The organism is Pseudomonas sp. GW821-FHT02C04 (genome assembly GCF_059421845.1).
On sequence record NZ_JBWKVT010000009.1, the window covers coordinates 238,074 to 253,201 of the forward strand.

Consider the following 15,128-nt stretch of genomic DNA (forward strand, 5'->3'; position numbering starts at 1 on the left):
CTCCAGTCAGGGTTAACGGGATGAGGAATCGATCAGTCCGGCGGCGAGCGCCAATTGCCACAGACCACGCTCGGTGGCCTGTTCGGCCAGGGTTACCCGGGCGAAACCGCAGGCGTCGAGCGCACGGCTGTAGCGGGCGCACAACTGCGCGTTGCCGATAAGGATGATCGAAGGAAGCTGCGCGCTATTGCGCCGGCGCCGTTGCACGGTGGCCAATGCTGTCAGCTCGTGGCCGATCAGCAGGCCGGACAGATAGTCCGGTTGCGCGGTGGCGCCGAGTTCACCGGTCAGGCCCAGGCTGCGGGCGCTGAACAAGGTCGACAGCACGCCGATCTCGCCTTCCGACGACTGCGCCACCTGCACGCCGCGATCGAATGCCTCGGCGTCGAACGTCGCGCTGTGCTGTTGGGTACGACCGAGAATGCTGTGTTCACTGAGCACGGCGAACACTTCGCCGGTCATGAAGGTGTCGAAGCGAGTGATGCAGCCGTCGGCCACTTCCACCCATTTCGAATGACTGCCCGGCAGGCCGATCAATAGATCGTCGCCCGCCTCGACCGGCAGATTCTGCAGGACGCCGAGGACCTGGGTTTCTTCGCCGCGCATCACGTTCGGCAGTGCCGAACGCTGAATCACACCCGGCACGATGTGCACATCGACACCGCGAAGACTGCGAACGGTTTGCAGGGACTTTCCGAGATCGGCCACGTTGGCCGGCGTATCGCGGTAGGACGCCTCGCGCCAGCCCTGAGCGCTGCCGACCATGCCGCAGGCGATCACCGGCAAGTCGGGTTGTGCATCGAGCCAGTCGCCACAAGCCTCGTCGAACGCCAGTTCAAAACCCTCGGCGCATTCACGACCGTTGATGACCCGTGGCGTCTTCGGCAACTGCATGATCCCGAACGACAGCGACCGCTGCGCCAGCACCTGCCCGCCCGCCGCGAGTTTGTAAGCACGTAGGGAGGTCGTCCCCCAATCGAGCGCGATCAATTGCGCCAGCATCGCTTCACCTGTTTTGTTATTGGCAGTGAGTGAGCTGGACTATAGACCTCTCAATCGGAAAATCTCAATATGTAATTTTACATCCCATATTATGGGACGAAATCATTCCGAGGCGTCCACCGTTCGACAGGATCCAGATTCTTGTCAAGGATGACGCTCAACGCTTCATGCTCACTCGCTCCCACCTCATGTGTACGCCCCTCCTCGTCGGCTATGCCTGGCTCCTGACGCCCATCTCCTCGAATGATGATGTAAGCCGCCTGGGCTGCAGGCGTTCCCTCTGCTCCTGCAACAATCCTCAATTTCGTATTGTTCGGCGCAAAGGAGGCCAACATTCCGGCATAGGGCACATCACTGCATAGCCCGAGACTGTCGATCCGGTCATATCCTGCTGCTAACTCATAGCGCCAACGCACGATGCACACCGACGCAAGTGGCAGCAATGAACGCGGCTGGTCAGAAGGTTTAAGCGAGACACGCGACGGTGCCACACGAGGCTTTTCCAACTGGGCAATGAATCGCGACGTGGGGATGTACATGACTCTTGAATAGTAGGCGACATACGGAAACGCGGTGATCACTACCTTGCACGGAATGTATTCCTGCGGCTTGAGGATCTGCACCAACTCAACGGGCCTGACCCACTCCCGGCCGTCGTTTAGGGCGTGATTCTTCAGGTTGATCCTTGCAAACATCTCATACCGGCGGTCGCCTTCGATCAAACGCATTTCACTGACCGTCCCCGAAGCTTCCAGAGCGATCTGATGTTCGACGGAAAAATTCAGGTCACCCTTCAGCGAGCAATGAATCGAGGTTCCAATCTGGCCTCTCTGTCCATGCACTTCATACAAATCGATGAGGTTTCGGTCAGAGGTGAAACGCAGATCGTACAAGGAAGAAAATGCGTGATTGATCGAGACAAATTCAAGCCTGGCAGGCGGAACGTCGAGATGCAGGCAGGACGAACACATCAAGAAACTACTCAACAGCAACCATTTGCAGATACGTAAGTTCAACGCTCCTCCTCCTTAGTCAGAACGCGAACAAAATCGGAGGCTGGAACACCCATTGGTCTTGAGTAGTAAACACCATAGCCATAAGCGGAAGCATAAAACCGGCATGCCAAAGCATTGCGAGAATTCAACAACGCCAAAAGATCTTTCGAAGAAATGAAAGTATTCGAGCCGGTCTCATGGTCGGTATGAATCGCATTCAGTTCCGCCGAGTACTGATGCCTGGTCTGTGAGTCCGTACGATCAACTTCCACCATCAGGCCATCCAGATAGTCTGACTCACCCTGCCTTTCAAAGAGTTCCACTTTTGCGCCCAGATAGCACGCAAACCCTTCATAGGTTTGGTTTCTACCAGCATGGGTATCGAAGAATTTCAGCAAATCCTTATCCGAAGAAAACCGGACATCAAAACGTGCGTAACCAGGTACATAGCTTACAGACTCAAACTGTATATCAATGGGCGGCACCGGTGGATTTTGCGTGCAAGCACTGCACAGAAACAACAAACTTACAACCATATATTTCTTCAAGGGAGAATCCTGTTAATTACAATCAGTACTCAGCGTTAGCTTTCAACAATGCCTTGCTAGGCACTTGCATAAGGTTAGAGAAGTAAGTCGTGTACGTCGTGGAATGAACCCGAAACAAACAAGCGATCGAGTCTTTTTTCATCAAGAAAGGGGCCAAAGTATCTCCTTGCAAATATCGCTCACCACCACTACTTTTTTCAGACTCACTAAAAATGACGTTAGCCCTGTAAAGCCCCGGCTCGGCCGATACTTCCTCAACCAGACCAAATCCCGATTGCTTTATATGATGCGCTTGAGAAAAATCCAGATCATCGCTCAGCGAGCAAATCAGGCCTTGACCAATGAACGACTTGAACAAACCGAGAAGATCGATATTCGACGCAAAGTAAATCTGATAAACCCCGGTATTGCGGAGTTGCTCAACCTTTGAAACGTGCAGAGTTGCAATAGGCCGACCATGATTCAGGGAGCAGGCTGAAACCACTAACATCAAAGCGAGAAAACATACCCATCTCATAAAAACTCAACCTCTTTGTGCGTTTCGGAATTTGCGTGCAGCAGGCGTTTGATGGGCTACTCAGTGGTCACCGAAAAACGACAGAGGCGCGAGAAAGTGACTGAGGCATTGCGCGGGAATACTCAGTCAGCAAGGTTTTTTAATGTGCATCAATCGCTCGCACCAGATCGGAAGCCGGAACATGCATGACGTTAGAAACATACGTTCTATTGCCGGTAGTATTAACTCGAAAAGCACATGCTATAAATTCACTCTTGACCAATACATCACGCAACGCCTTGCCCCCCAGAATACTTTCCTGCCCTTGCAACTCTCCTGCCTCGCGAAAAATAACCTTTGATTCGTAATGCCCTCCTGTAGTGTCATCGATAAATCTCACACTACCGCGTCCGGAGCGTTTCAAATAATGCCCAATCGAAAAGTCCTGATCATCTTCAATTGCACATACAAGACCTTCCCCAATGGCGGGACCGAACAAGGCCAAAAGATCGGTATCGCTGGTAAAAATCATCAGAAAGCCGAAGCCACTCGGCGTTATTTCAACAGTTCCAAAATGCAGCGTGGCGGTGGGTCGCCCATGATTGGTGGAACATGAAACAGAAAAAACCGTTGCAAATAAAATGACAAAAAAACGTTTCATTTATTGCTCTCAAAAAAACTGAGTATCAACTCTGCCAACAGTTGGCGCGCCGATTTTCCGCCAGCGACATCGAGGCACGAGACAAACGCACGGATGGCATTGCCACCGAGGGGATTGATGGTGCAGAGAATGTCCACCGGTTGGCGGTGCGGGTTATCGGAGGAACCGGGGTTTCTGACCAGACCGTACAGGCGGACCGACGCCCATAGTCCGCTCATCGCCGGTCACTCGTTGACGCAGCGAGGGCTCCACGGGCGTGGAGAAAGAGTGCCAGAGGCATTGCAGGTGTCGTCCGTGAGCGCGCAAAAATGGCGCGTAGAATGCCGGACCAGAGCGGTTATAACAACCGAATCAGCATCGGATTGCCATCACTTCCTCAGCCCTCGGCAAACTCGCGCAATACCTTGCCATCCATGCGATAGCGCACCCACTCCTCCTGTGGCTGGGCGCCGAGGGATTTGTAGAATTCGATGGCCGGGGTGTTCCAGTCCAGCACGCTCCATTCGAAGCGGCCGCAGTCGTTGGCGCAGGCAATTTTTGCGAGGTGGCGCAGCAGGGTTTTGCCGGCGCCGCCGCCCCGTTGTTCGGGGGTGATGTAGAGGTCTTCGAGGTACAGGCAGTTGCTGCCCAGCCAGGTCGAATAACTGAAGAAGAACACCGCGAAACCGATCGGCAACCCATCGCGCAGGCAGATCAGACCGTGGGCGGTGGCGCCTTCGCTGAACAGGCTGCGCTCGATGTCGGCGACACTGGCGATGACTTCATGACGGGCCTTTTCGAAATCGGCGAGTTCGGTGATGAAGGCGAGGATCTGCGGTGCATCGCTGGGGGTCGCCGGGCGGATTTCGATCGTCATGGACGGGCCTTGTCGGAAAAAGGAAAACGCCATACTAAGGCGGCGCGTGGCGCTCGTCACATGGCAATCCACAGATTAGGCTAGCGCCGCCGAACAATCGAAAGGACGCCCATGAACAACTTCGCTTTCTCGCCTCTCGCGGAACTCGCCACAGAACTGCTGCCCCACGCCCTGGAACCGTCGGAGGACGGCGCTCATGACCTGTCGCACCTGCAACGGGTCTGGCACAACGTGCGCACCTTGCAGGCCGAGGAAGGCGGCGACCTTGAGGTGCTGCTCGCCTCGGTGTTGCTGCACGATTGCGTGGCGGTGGAAAAGAACTCTCCGCTACGTTCACAGGCATCGCGTCTGGCGGCGGAAAAGGCGTCAACGGTGCTGGCAAACCTGAACTGGCCCGAAGCCAGAATCGACGCAGTCATTCACGCCATCGAAGCCCACAGTTTTTCCGCCAACATCACACCGACCACGCTCGAAGCACGTCTGATGCAGGACGCCGACCGCCTCGACTCCCTCGGTATGCTTGGTGTCGCCCGCACCTTCTACATCGCCGGGCGCATGGGCAGTGCGCTATACGACCCGCAGGATCCCGAGGCCCGGGAAAGGGACTACGACGACAAGCGATTCTGCCTCGATCATTTCCAGACCAAACTGCTGCACCTTGCCGACGGTTTCCAGACCGTTGCGGGTCAACGTCTGGCATTGATTCGTCATCAACGCCTGAAGGGTTTCATGGAGCAATTCAAGGAAGAGATCGGTGTGGTCTGAAGGCGTTACTCCGGTCATTCACGATCCTGAGTTCGCCAAGCTCAGACCTAAGCCACGGACCTGCCGTGTTAGATAGTTGACGCTCAATTTTTCCGGTCAAGGAACCGCGTCATGCCTCAAGCAACACCCCAGGTCCCGGGCAAACTGTTCGGCCTGTTCTGCCTCGCCAGTTATCTGTTGTCGCTGTCCTATGGCGCGACGTTTTTGCTCTCGCTGCTGATCGGTTCTCGCGGCGGCAACGAGCACGATGCCGGCAGCGTGATCAGCGCAGCGATGCTCAGCACATTCGTTGCGGTGCTGGTGTCCGGACACCTGTCCGACTGGCTGGGCGCGGCGCGTTCGATCGCGCTGTTCGGGCTGTTGCTGGTGGCGGCGAGTCTGGGGTTTGCGATGACACCGGGCTTCGGTCATCTGCTGTTGTTTTTCGGGTTGCTGCTCGGTCTGGGCTGGGGCGTGTTCTACACACTGGGGCCGATCATCGTCGCCAGTCTGGTAAGCCCGGCGCAGCGAGCGAAATACTTTGCGCTGCTGTCCGGCAGCATGATGACCGGGATCGGCAGCGGCCCCTTGCTGGGGCGGGCGGCGGGTGCGCTGGGTTTGCCGGTGACGTCGGCGTTCTATCTGGCGGCGGTGGCGAGTCTGGTCGGCGTGCTGTTGTTCTGGCGTCTCGGTGCTCGTCTGAAAAGTACACAAGCCGCGTCAGCGGCAAAAATCAGCTGGCACGCGACGACACAGGTGCTCGGCTCCCGCGCTGTGTTTCCGATCATCATGGTCGGCCTCGGCGGTTGCGTGTTCGGCGGGCTGTCGAGCTTCCAGACCAGCTATGCCGCCGCCCGTTCGCTGGACTATTCGCTGTTCTTTCTGGGTTTCATGAGCGCTGCAATCAGCAGCCGGATGTTGATCGCAGGCTATGTGGTCAAGCGTGATCCGCTGCGGGCGTCGTGTCTGTTGTCGGGGTTGATGCTGGGCTCGATCGTGCTGTTTGCGTTCGGCGTGCAGAGTGGTTTCAGCTATCTGCTGGCGGCGGTGATGCTCGGTGTCGGTTACGGCCTCACTTACTCGGTGATCAATGGACTGGCGGCCAACGAAGCGCCGGCCGGTACCACGTCGCAGGCGTTGCTGCTGTTCAGTCTGGCGTACTTCATCGGCGTATTCGGCTTCCCGTTGCTGGCTGGGAAAATCATCGTTGAGCACGGCATGGCGACGCTGTTGCTGACCGTTCTGGTGGTGGCGGCGTTGAACTGGTCGATCACCCTCGGCCGCTTGCTGTGGCGGCGGATGACAGTAGAAAGCGCACTGACGAACTGAACCGTTCGTCATTCAATCGGCACCTATCCCACGCGAGGGCAGACCAAGATCAGGTAAGGATTCCAATCACTGGAGACACACCATGATCTCGTCAAGGTTGACTGCTCTCGTTTTTGCCGCCCTGCTCTCTCCCGTGGCCTTCGCTGCGACGGCCACCGGAACCGGCCCCACCGATCCGGTCGAACGCCCGAAAGCTCCGGCCATCCAGAGTGCGCCCGGCATGAACACCGACGGTTCGGGCGTCGAGAACGCCCTGCCGCCCGCCACCGGCACCGACCCGCGTACCCAGGGCAATGATCCGGGGCGTCAGGGCGGCACTCAGGGTAATCCCGTTCCGCCTGACAATTCCGGCGCCGGCATGGGCTCGAAAACCACCACCGGTGGTTCGGGCTCCGAAGGCACCAGTCAGTAGGCGGTAGATTCGCGGATCAGCGCATCGACTTCGGCAGTGCCCGGTGACGTCGCCGGGCCCCAGCGGGTGACCGCCAACGCGGCCGCTGCATTGGCGCGCCTTGCGGCTTCGTAAGCGACCCGTCCCTGCGCCAGTCCAGCAACGAACACGCCTGCATGCGCATCGCCCGCACCGTTGCTGTCCACGGCTTGCACCTTGAAACCCGGTACATGCCGGCGTTCGCCGTGCTGATGAATCCAGCAACCCTGCGGGCCGTCGCGCACCACCATCAGCACGCCCTGTGGCAGGTGCACGGCCAAGCGGTCCAACGCTGTTTCGATATCTGCCGCGCCAGTGAAACGCAAGGCTTCGACGCTATTGCTGGTCCACACATCGATGCGTGGGAGCAACGCCTGCATCATCGGTGAGTCCGGCGACTCCACCAGCGGACCCGGATCGAACACCACGTTGATCGTCTTAGGCAACGCCAGCGTCCAGTCCAGCAACGCCTGGGCTTTGCCGCTGTGCAACAGGCTATAGCCGCTGACGTAGACGTAATCTCCCGCCTCGGCGGCAACGCTGCTTAGCTCCGCAGCCGTGACCTCGCCTTCGGCGCCGATGTAGGAAATGAAACTGCGCTCGGCCGACGCATCGGTCAGCGCCACGCAGATGCCGGTGTCGCGTTCTGCAGGCTGTTCGATGCCGATGCGGATGCCCTCGGCGTGCATCGCTTGCCGCGCCAGATCACCGAAACGACCGTTGCCGTGGCGACCCAGATAGACCACCGGCAAGCCGTTACGCGCGGCGGCAGCCATCACATTGAAGCCGCCACCGGCTTCGAAACTGGCGGACTGCGCCAGCACGTCGCCGCCGATTTGCGGCAGTGCATCCACGGCCATGACCAGGTCGATGATGACCTGGCCGGTGTGCAACATCTTAGGCATGAGCATTCTCGGTTTGCGCGGCGCGGCGGTCTTTCGCCCCGCCGAGTACGAAGTACAGGCCACCGGCAACCACAAACGTCACGATCCAGCCGAGGCCGTTGTGGCCCAGCCATGAGTCGGACAGGAAGCCCTTGAACCAGACATTTTCGGCGGTGGTACCGATGGTGGTGAAACTGAAACCCAGCACGATGGCAATCGCCCACGCGCCGAATGCGCGCCACTCGATGCCGCCGCTGTACCAGTAGGCGCTGCTCGGGCTGACGTCGAGCAGGTCTTTCGGGCTGTAGTAGTGACGGTGAATCAGGTCGACCACGAAAATCCCGACCCACGCGGTGATCGGCACCGCCAGCAGGGAAATGAAGGTGATGAACGGGCCGTAGAAGCTGTCGGCGATCAGCATGAAGTAGATCGAACCGGCGAAGATCGCGACGATATCGACCACTACCGCGTAAACGCGTTTGACCTTCAGGCCGAGGGTCAGCGTGGTCAGGCCGGCGGAGTACACCGACAGGTTGTTCGACAGCAGCAGGCCACCAAATGCGGTGATCAGGTACGGCACGGCCATCCAGGTCGGCAGCATGTCGCGGATCGCCACAATCGGGTCGGTCGCCGATGCCAGATCGTTGTTGCCCACCGACAGCAGGCCACCGAGGGTGATCAGCAACACCAGCGGAATCCCCGCACCGAACGCTGCCGAAGCGACCAGGCGCACGGCTTTGACGCTGCGATGCTGATAGCGCGACATGTCGGCGCCAGCATTCGCCCAGCCGATCCCGGTGCCGGCCGCCATGGTGCCGATACCGATGATCATCGCGCTCATCGGTGCTGGCGTGGCGTTGAATACCGCGCTCCAGTCGATGGTCGCGCAGAGGAAGCCGCCGACCAGAATGTTCAGCGCGCCGAACACGTAGGTCGCCCACTTCTGGATTACCAGCAACGTGGCGTGGCCGAGGCCGGACACCGACAGGGTCAGCAGCACGAAAATCGCGATGAAGACCAGGGTCAATACCGGCGCGCTTTTGGCTTCTACCGGCGAGCCGAACAGGATCGAGCACAACGACAGCAGCACGAACGCCGCAGTGGTGGTGTTGACGGTTTCCCAGCCCAGGCGCGACATCAGCGACACCAGCGTCGGGCCGATATTGCCGCGCACACCGAAGATCGCCCGCGACAGGGTCAGGCTCGGTGCGCGACCGCGACGGCCGGCAATCGAGATGATCCCCACCACCGCGAACGAACCGGCGGCACCGAGGATCGCAACGATGATCGCCTGCCAGATCGCCAGGCCGCGAAACGCAACCAGCGTGGCGCCCAGCGGCAGGCCGAGGATGGAAATATTGGCAGCAAACCAGACCCAGAACAGTTGCAGCGGATGGCCGTTGCACTCGCCTTCCGGCACCGGCTCGATGCCACGGGTTTCCAGTTGCCCGGCGCTTTGCCCGGCGTTCGATGAACTCATGAAAATGCTCCTGTTTGCCTTTATTGTGGTTGTGGCAATGACGCAGAACGACAAGACATCCCGCCCTTCCTGGGCCTGTCTGCGCGATCCATTGCGGGTGAATATTCAGGATTTGTGGTGCGCCTGCTCGCGATGGCGGCAGTTCAATCAGCGCAAGGCCAAAAGCCCCTGCACCAACGGTTCAAGCTCCAGATCGTTGACGGCTTTCACCGTTTCAATCATCGCCGCCGGCCAGCTCGGCAGACCCAGGCAGGCCCCGAGCATGGCGCCGAGAATCGCGGCGATGGTGTCGGTGTCGCCCCCCAGGCTGGCGGCCATGCACAGCGCGTCGAACGGCGTCATTTCACCGACCGCGACTTGCTGCGCGAGGGCGAACGACACCACCACCGACTCCTGCGAGGCCACCGATGTGCCGATCACGTCGTACAGCAGATCCGCGAGCAACACCGGGTCACTCTCGACACTGATGCTGCGCGCCCAACTGATCCGCGACGCGATGCGCCCACCGGCCACCCAGTGCCCGTGCGCTTCCGCTTGCTGGGCGACCTGCTGGCCGAGGTTCAGCGCCTCGCCCAGATCCAGGCCGTTGATGCCGGCCGAGACCACCGCCGCCACCGCTGCCGCACTGGAAATGCCCAGCGTGGTGTTGTGAGTAACCTGACAGGCCTGCACCACCGCCGCGATAAAGCGCTCGGGGTCGGCAACATCGGCGGCGATCCCCACCGGGGTGATGCGCATCGCCGCACCGTTGGTGGTGCCGTAGCGCCCGGCCTCTTCCGGCGAATGGCCGGCGAGGATCATTTCGATCGCACGTTTGGTCGATGGGCCGAGCAAGTCCTGCGAGCCCTTGGCCTGCATCTCGGCTTCCCATTCGATCAGCCGTTGCGCGAGTACCGCCGGCTCGATCCGGCCCTTGCCTTCGACCAGCAACTCGCCCACCAGAATCGCCTGTTCGGTGTCATCGGTGATCGAGCCTTTGGGCATGTTCGCGGCAATCGGTTGCAAGGGGCCGGCGTCTTGCAGATCGGTGATCTGGCCGAAGCGCTGCTTGATGGTTTCGCGGTTCAGGGATTGCGTCGGCATGCCCAGCGCGTCGCCGAGGGCCAGGCCGTAAAACGCGCCCAAGGCACGGTCGAGGGCGGTCATTTTGATTCTCCAAATTGCAGGTGCAGACGGAAATGCACCGGGTCGAGCAGGCTTTCGACCTGTTCCATGAAACGGTTCTGCCGGTCGTACGTGGTGCGCAGCGCCTTGAGGAACACCGTGCCTTCCGGGCGCCCAAGCAGTTCGGCATCGACAGCGTTGAGCGGCTCGGCGCCGATCCATTGATCGCCGCGCTCGCCGATGTAGCCGTAGGCCGCCAGGGTGACGGTCAGCGAATTGTCGATCAGGCCCACGCGCGGCAGGCTTTCCAGGCCTCCGGTGGCGGGCATCAATGAGCGTTCGAGGGACACCAGCGTGCCATCGTTGGAACGGCGACGGCGGTCGAGGGTGATGAATTGGTCGGTGCCGAAGCGAGGCAGCAGGTCGGGCCGGGTCACGGCTTCCAGACGCAGCACTTCGGTGTTGATGTACGCCCCGCTGTCGGCCAGGGCCTGGGCCCAGCCGCTGCGCTGATCGAGCACCACACCGTCGAATGTGACGATGGAGCCAACCCCGCTTTGCGTGGCGATGTAATTGCGCCGTTTCAGTTCGGCCAGCGCTTCGCGCAACGTGCCACGGCTGACGTTGAATTCCTGAGCCAACTGATGCTCACCGGGCAACAGAAAGCCGTCCTCCATGAGGCCGCTTTCGATGCGTCGGACGAGCTCGTCGACCACCCGTTGTTTCTTGTCAAATCGTACCTGTCTAATCATGTACAAAGTGATAACCGAAACGGGCTGAAACGGGCAAGGGAAATTTCGGGGAAAGAGACAGAAGGCGTGCAGCTGGAAGCACCCTCTCCCGAAGGAGAGGGTCAAGAGAGTGTTGATCTCAGCGCTGTTTCAGCCGGTCGATCACAACAGCCAACAACAAAATCGAACCTCGAATCACATACTGATAAAACGTGTCGATATTCTTCAGGTTCATCGCATTCTCGATAATCGCCAGAATCAAGACCCCGGCAATCACATGCCGAATCATCCCGATCCCACCGCTCAACGAAACCCCGCCCAGCACGCAAGCCGAAATCACCGTCAGCTCAAAACCCTGCCCGATCATCGGCTGCCCGGAAGTCATCCGCGACGCCAGAATCACACCCGCCAAGGCACCAATCACGCCATGTACCGCGAAGATAATGATCTTCGTGCGATCGACATTCACACCCGCGAGCAACGCCGCTTCCTGGTTGCCGCCGATGGCCATGGTGTTGCGCCCGTAGGTCGTGTAGTTCAGCAGCCAGCCGAAAAACAGGAAGCAGACGATGGTGATCAGGATCGGCACCGGCACGCCGAACAACTGGCCGTTGCCGAACACGAAGAACGATTCCTGCGACACGCCCACCGCTTTGCCGTTGGCAAAAATATAGGCCAGGCCACGGACGATCTGCATGGTCGCCAGCGTGGTGATCAACGCATTGACCCGCAACTTGGCGATCACGATGCCGTTGATCAAACCGACGATCAGCCCCATTACCAGCGCGGCGCTGACACCGAGAAACACGCTGTTGGTGTCGCGCATCACCACCGCCGCAACCACCCCGGCACAGGCAATCACCGAACCCACCGACAAGTCGAAATGCCCGGACGCCAGGCAGTACAACATGGTGCACGCGGCAATCCCGGTGGTGGAAATCGCCAGGCCCAAACCACGCATGTTCAGCGGCGAGAGGAAGTTGTCGATCAGCAAGGTGCAGGCGAGAAAGATCCCGACTGCCGCCAGCAACATTACCCAGTCATCGAGGAAGCGCCGCATATCCAGAGGTTTGCGCGCGGTCGGCAGGGTTTCGTTTTGGGTTGTCATCATAGTCACCTCTCAGTTCGCCACGCCGTCAGCGCGGTGGCGCGGCAAAGCCAGTTGCAGCAGGTTGGATTCGTTGGCCTGGTCGCGGCTGACTTCGCCACTCAGGGCGCCCTCGCACAGCACCAGAATGCGGTCGGAAATGCCCATCACTTCCATCAGGTCGCTGGACACCACGATCACCGAAATGCCATCGGCGGCCAGGTTATGGATGATCTGGTAGATCTCGGCCTTGGCGCCGATGTCGATGCCCCGGGTCGGTTCGTCGAGCAGCAGGACTTTCATCGGCATCGACAGCCAGCGACCGAGAATCGCCTTCTGCTGATTGCCGCCAGAGAGGAACTTGATCTGCTGCCCGGCGTGAGGCGTTTTCACTTTCAGGGCCTTGATCTGCTTGTCGGCATTGCCCTTTTCCCAGATCCCGCGCAGCAGGCAACCGAGCCCGGAGTTCGCGCCACGCGCACTGATGTTGATGTTCTCGGCGACGCTGGCGAGCGGGATGATGCCTTCCTTCTTGCGATCCTCCGGGCACAGCAGAATCCCGGCAGCGATCGCATCACGGGGCGAGCGCAGCTTCAGTTCATGACCGCGCAATTCCAGGCGTCCGGCGGTGTTGCGTTCCAGCCCACTGAGCAACCGGAACAGCTCGGTGCGCCCTGCCCCGACCAGTCCGAACAGGCCAAGAATCTCGCCTTTGTGCGCATCGAAACTGATCGGCTCACGCAGGCCCGGGCCGAGCAAGCCATCGACTCTCAGCGCCACGGCACCGCGCGGGCGGCCGCGATAATCGTAGATGTCCTGAATGTCGCGCCCAACCATGCAAGTCACCAGTTGATCGTGGGTCAACTGGCTCATGTCGTCGAAGGTGCGCACGTAGCGACCGTCCTTGAACACCGTGACCGCGTCGCAGATGCGGAACACTTCTTCCATGCGATGGGAGACGTAGAGCACCACTTTGCCCTCGTCGCGCAGCCGGCCGATGATCGCCATCAACCGGTCGATTTCCCGCGCCGAGAGACTGCTGGTCGGCTCATCGAACGCGATCACATGGGCGCCACGGGACAACGCCTTGGCGATTTCCACCAGTTGCCGCTGGCCGAGGGACAGGCGCCCGACCTTGGTTTGCGGGTCGATTTCATCGGCCAGGCCTTTGAGGCAAGCCAGGGCTTGCTGACGCAGCGCACCGCGATTGATCAGGCCGAAACTGGCCGGCAGGTGGCCGAGGAACAGGTTCTCGGCCACGGTCATTTCCGGCACCAGATGCAGCTCCTGGTGAATCACCGCCACGCCGCTGCCGATGCTGTCGGCAGTGGACTTGAACGCCATCGTCCGCTCGCCGATCTGCAGTTCGCCGCTGCTCGGAATGTAGGCGCCGCCGAGGATTTTCAGCAGGGTCGATTTGCCGGCGCCGTTCTCGCCCATCAAGGCGTGCACCTGCCCGGGATGGGCGACGAAGCTGATGCCGTCCAGCGCCTTCACACCGGGGAAGGTCTTGCCGATCCCGTTGAAACGCAGGCTGCCGCTGGCGCTGTGTTGTTGTGTTTGTACTTGCGCGTGCATTTAAGCCACCTCATCACACCGTTCAAACGGCCCGGCTGCCCGGGCCGTCGCTGCCGTCAGTTCCACAGGCCGATCTTTTCCAGCTCTTGCTTGAAGTTGTCGCGGGTGATCAGGGTGACGTCGTCCATTGCGGTGTACTTCGGCGGTTCTTTGCCGGTGGTGACCCACTCGTACATCATGCTCGCGGTGTTGTAGCCCTCGATGTGCGGGCTCGGCAGCATCGAACCGTAGAAGCCGCTGTTGGGTTTTTTCAGCTCGCCGATCGCGTCGGTGCCGTTGATGCCGATGCCGATCACGTTGGCCGCGGCAAAGCCGGCGGCTTCGGTGGCGCGCACGCCGCCGAGCACGGTGTTGTCGTTCATGCCGCCGATGATCAGGTTCTTCGCCGCGCCCGGCAGCTTGACCAGCGCCGAGTTGGTGGCGTCCATGCTGCCCGGTACGTCGAGGGTTTTCAGGGCGGCGGTCAGGATGTGCTCTTTCGGCATGCCGGCATCTAAGAGTGCCTTCATCGAGCCGTCGGTGCGCTTCTTGCCGGTGTCGAGTTCGTTGTAGGTGTTGACTACCGCGTAGGTGTCTTTCCAGTCCCAGTTACGTTTTTTCGCTTCGGCGGCCATCGCGGCGCCCTGCTTCTGGCCGACTTCGAATGCGGCCATGCCGAGGTACGGCACCTCTTCCATGAACTTGCCGTTGGCGTCGACGAAACGGTCGTCCACGGCAATCACTTTCAGGTCATTGAGCTTGGCCTTGGCCATGATCGCAGGGCCGAGGGACACGTCCGGCGGGCAGATCACGAAGCCCTTGGCGCCGTTGGCCGCGAGGCTGTCGATGGCCGAGAGGGTTTTCTCGCCGTCCGGCACGGCGATCTTGATCAGCTCGAAGCCTTTGTCCTTGGCAGCTTTTTCGGCGAAGGCCCATTCGGTCTGGAACCACGGCTCCTCAGCCTGCTTGACCAGGAAACCGATCTTCACCGGATCGGCGGCCAGCAGCGAACCGCTCAGGCTGAACGCAGTGGCCGCCAGCGCGGCACTGCACAGGGTACGAATCCCGAAACGACGTTTCATAAGCAGACTCCTTGTTATTTTTCTTGAGCGTTATTTGAAAAGCGTTGAAGCGGTCGAAGCATGTTCCCGTAAATCATCAGGACAATAGTCATATCGTATGATGATTGAATTTCAGGCGGACCTTTCCACCTGGAATCCGGTT

General features: G+C 59.8%; 17 protein-coding genes. 3 read left to right on the forward strand and 14 right to left on the reverse strand.

Features of this window, described 5'->3' with window-relative positions:
• Window positions 1-12: 12 nt before the first annotated feature.
• From AC07VV_RS26860 to AC07VV_RS26890, 7 genes are all read right to left on the reverse strand, one after another.
• The gene (locus AC07VV_RS26860) at window positions 13-1,002 is read right to left on the reverse strand and encodes a 2-dehydro-3-deoxygalactonokinase (protein WP_495037967.1); all 990 of its coding nucleotides are present in this window, start codon (window positions 1,000-1,002) and stop codon (window positions 13-15) included.
• Window positions 1,003-1,091: 89 nt separating this feature from the next.
• On the reverse strand, window positions 1,092-2,018 hold the full coding sequence (locus AC07VV_RS26865; protein ID WP_495037968.1) for a hypothetical protein: 927 nt from the start codon (window positions 2,016-2,018) through the stop codon (window positions 1,092-1,094).
• Window positions 2,015-2,545 carry a hypothetical protein gene (locus AC07VV_RS26870; protein ID WP_495037969.1) on the reverse strand — a complete coding sequence of 177 codons (531 nt, stop codon included), beginning with the start codon at window positions 2,543-2,545 and terminating at the stop codon, window positions 2,015-2,017. Before AC07VV_RS26870 ends, AC07VV_RS26865 begins: the two co-directional genes overlap by 4 nt.
• Before the next feature lie 22 nt (window positions 2,546-2,567).
• Window positions 2,568-3,062: a hypothetical protein gene (locus AC07VV_RS26875; protein WP_495037970.1), complete on the reverse strand. Its 495-nt coding sequence runs from the start codon at window positions 3,060-3,062 to the stop codon at window positions 2,568-2,570.
• A gap of 139 nt (window positions 3,063-3,201) precedes the next feature.
• Window positions 3,202-3,702 (reverse strand): hypothetical protein, encoded by a 501-nt coding sequence (locus tag AC07VV_RS26880; RefSeq protein ID WP_495037971.1) that lies wholly within the window; start codon window positions 3,700-3,702, stop codon window positions 3,202-3,204.
• Window positions 3,699-3,920 (reverse strand): hypothetical protein, encoded by a 222-nt coding sequence (locus AC07VV_RS26885; protein ID WP_495037972.1) that lies wholly within the window; start codon window positions 3,918-3,920, stop codon window positions 3,699-3,701. The genes AC07VV_RS26880 and AC07VV_RS26885 overlap by 4 nt, the downstream gene beginning before the upstream one ends.
• A 158-nt stretch (window positions 3,921-4,078) precedes the next feature.
• Complete coding sequence (locus tag AC07VV_RS26890; RefSeq protein ID WP_041475599.1) at window positions 4,079-4,558, reverse strand: GNAT family N-acetyltransferase; 480 nt, start codon at window positions 4,556-4,558, stop codon at window positions 4,079-4,081.
• A gap of 111 nt (window positions 4,559-4,669) precedes the next feature.
• Between AC07VV_RS26890 and AC07VV_RS26895 the strand changes: the two genes are divergently transcribed.
• The 3 genes from AC07VV_RS26895 to AC07VV_RS26905 all read left to right on the forward strand — a co-directional run bounded on the left by AC07VV_RS26895 (window position 4,670) and on the right by AC07VV_RS26905 (window position 7,043).
• Complete coding sequence (locus tag AC07VV_RS26895) at window positions 4,670-5,323, forward strand: HD domain-containing protein (protein WP_495037973.1); 654 nt, start codon at window positions 4,670-4,672, stop codon at window positions 5,321-5,323.
• A 111-nt stretch (window positions 5,324-5,434) separates the two neighbouring features.
• Window positions 5,435-6,631 carry an MFS transporter gene (locus AC07VV_RS26900; protein ID WP_495037974.1) on the forward strand — a complete coding sequence of 399 codons (1,197 nt, stop codon included), beginning with the start codon at window positions 5,435-5,437 and terminating at the stop codon, window positions 6,629-6,631.
• Window positions 6,632-6,713: 82 nt separating this feature from the next.
• A complete protein-coding gene (locus AC07VV_RS26905; RefSeq protein WP_495037975.1) occupies window positions 6,714-7,043 on the forward strand; it encodes a hypothetical protein in 330 nt (109 codons plus the stop codon).
• Here AC07VV_RS26905 and AC07VV_RS26910 read toward each other — a convergent pair.
• The 7 genes from AC07VV_RS26910 to AC07VV_RS26940 form a co-directional block, all read right to left on the reverse strand.
• A complete protein-coding gene (locus AC07VV_RS26910) occupies window positions 7,037-7,966 on the reverse strand; it encodes a PfkB family carbohydrate kinase (RefSeq protein ID WP_495037976.1) in 930 nt (309 codons plus the stop codon). The genes AC07VV_RS26905 and AC07VV_RS26910 overlap by 7 nt on opposite strands.
• Window positions 7,959-9,425 carry a purine-cytosine permease family protein gene (locus AC07VV_RS26915; RefSeq protein ID WP_495037977.1) on the reverse strand — a complete coding sequence of 489 codons (1,467 nt, stop codon included), beginning with the start codon at window positions 9,423-9,425 and terminating at the stop codon, window positions 7,959-7,961. Before AC07VV_RS26915 ends, AC07VV_RS26910 begins: the two co-directional genes overlap by 8 nt.
• 147 nt (window positions 9,426-9,572) lie before the next feature.
• Window positions 9,573-10,571, reverse strand: coding sequence for an ADP-ribosylglycohydrolase family protein (locus AC07VV_RS26920; protein ID WP_495037978.1), 999 nt, complete (start codon window positions 10,569-10,571; stop codon window positions 9,573-9,575).
• Window positions 10,568-11,281: a GntR family transcriptional regulator gene (locus AC07VV_RS26925; protein ID WP_495037979.1), complete on the reverse strand. Its 714-nt coding sequence runs from the start codon at window positions 11,279-11,281 to the stop codon at window positions 10,568-10,570. Before AC07VV_RS26925 ends, AC07VV_RS26920 begins: the two co-directional genes overlap by 4 nt.
• A 118-nt stretch (window positions 11,282-11,399) precedes the next feature.
• Window positions 11,400-12,368, reverse strand: a complete 969-nt coding sequence (araH, locus tag AC07VV_RS26930) for an L-arabinose ABC transporter permease AraH (protein ID WP_085697229.1) — start codon at window positions 12,366-12,368, stop codon at window positions 11,400-11,402.
• Window positions 12,369-12,380: 12 nt separating this feature from the next.
• Window positions 12,381-13,925, reverse strand: a complete 1,545-nt coding sequence (gene araG / locus AC07VV_RS26935; RefSeq protein WP_495037980.1) for an L-arabinose ABC transporter ATP-binding protein AraG — start codon at window positions 13,923-13,925, stop codon at window positions 12,381-12,383.
• Between the two features lie 56 nt (window positions 13,926-13,981).
• Window positions 13,982-14,986, reverse strand: a complete 1,005-nt coding sequence (locus AC07VV_RS26940) for a substrate-binding domain-containing protein (RefSeq protein ID WP_495037981.1) — start codon at window positions 14,984-14,986, stop codon at window positions 13,982-13,984.
• Between the last annotated feature and the right edge of the window lie 142 nt (window positions 14,987-15,128).

What these genes read in the sequence shown, in the direction of transcription:
- AC07VV_RS26860 (WP_495037967.1), bottom strand. Translation starts at nt 1,002, where the DNA reads ATGCTGGCGCAATTGATCGCGCTCGATTGGGGGACGACCTCCCTACGT.
- AC07VV_RS26875 (WP_495037970.1), bottom strand. Translation starts at nt 3,062, where the DNA reads ATGAGATGGGTATGTTTTCTCGCTTTGATGTTAGTGGTTTCAGCCTGC.
- AC07VV_RS26880 (WP_495037971.1), bottom strand. Translation starts at nt 3,702, where the DNA reads ATGAAACGTTTTTTTGTCATTTTATTTGCAACGGTTTTTTCTGTTTCA.
- AC07VV_RS26885 (WP_495037972.1), bottom strand. Translation starts at nt 3,920, where the DNA reads ATGAGCGGACTATGGGCGTCGGTCCGCCTGTACGGTCTGGTCAGAAAC.
- AC07VV_RS26890 (WP_041475599.1), bottom strand. Translation starts at nt 4,558, where the DNA reads ATGACGATCGAAATCCGCCCGGCGACCCCCAGCGATGCACCGCAGATC.
- AC07VV_RS26895 (WP_495037973.1), top strand. Translation starts at nt 4,670, where the DNA reads ATGAACAACTTCGCTTTCTCGCCTCTCGCGGAACTCGCCACAGAACTG.
- AC07VV_RS26900 (WP_495037974.1), top strand. Translation starts at nt 5,435, where the DNA reads ATGCCTCAAGCAACACCCCAGGTCCCGGGCAAACTGTTCGGCCTGTTC.
- AC07VV_RS26905 (WP_495037975.1), top strand. Translation starts at nt 6,714, where the DNA reads ATGATCTCGTCAAGGTTGACTGCTCTCGTTTTTGCCGCCCTGCTCTCT.
- AC07VV_RS26910 (WP_495037976.1), bottom strand. Translation starts at nt 7,966, where the DNA reads ATGCCTAAGATGTTGCACACCGGCCAGGTCATCATCGACCTGGTCATG.
- AC07VV_RS26915 (WP_495037977.1), bottom strand. Translation starts at nt 9,425, where the DNA reads ATGAGTTCATCGAACGCCGGGCAAAGCGCCGGGCAACTGGAAACCCGT.
- AC07VV_RS26920 (WP_495037978.1), bottom strand. Translation starts at nt 10,571, where the DNA reads ATGACCGCCCTCGACCGTGCCTTGGGCGCGTTTTACGGCCTGGCCCTC.
- AC07VV_RS26925 (WP_495037979.1), bottom strand. Translation starts at nt 11,281, where the DNA reads ATGATTAGACAGGTACGATTTGACAAGAAACAACGGGTGGTCGACGAG.
- araH (WP_085697229.1), bottom strand. Translation starts at nt 12,368, where the DNA reads ATGACAACCCAAAACGAAACCCTGCCGACCGCGCGCAAACCTCTGGAT.
- araG (WP_495037980.1), bottom strand. Translation starts at nt 13,925, where the DNA reads ATGCACGCGCAAGTACAAACACAACAACACAGCGCCAGCGGCAGCCTG.
- AC07VV_RS26940 (WP_495037981.1), bottom strand. Translation starts at nt 14,986, where the DNA reads ATGAAACGTCGTTTCGGGATTCGTACCCTGTGCAGTGCCGCGCTGGCG.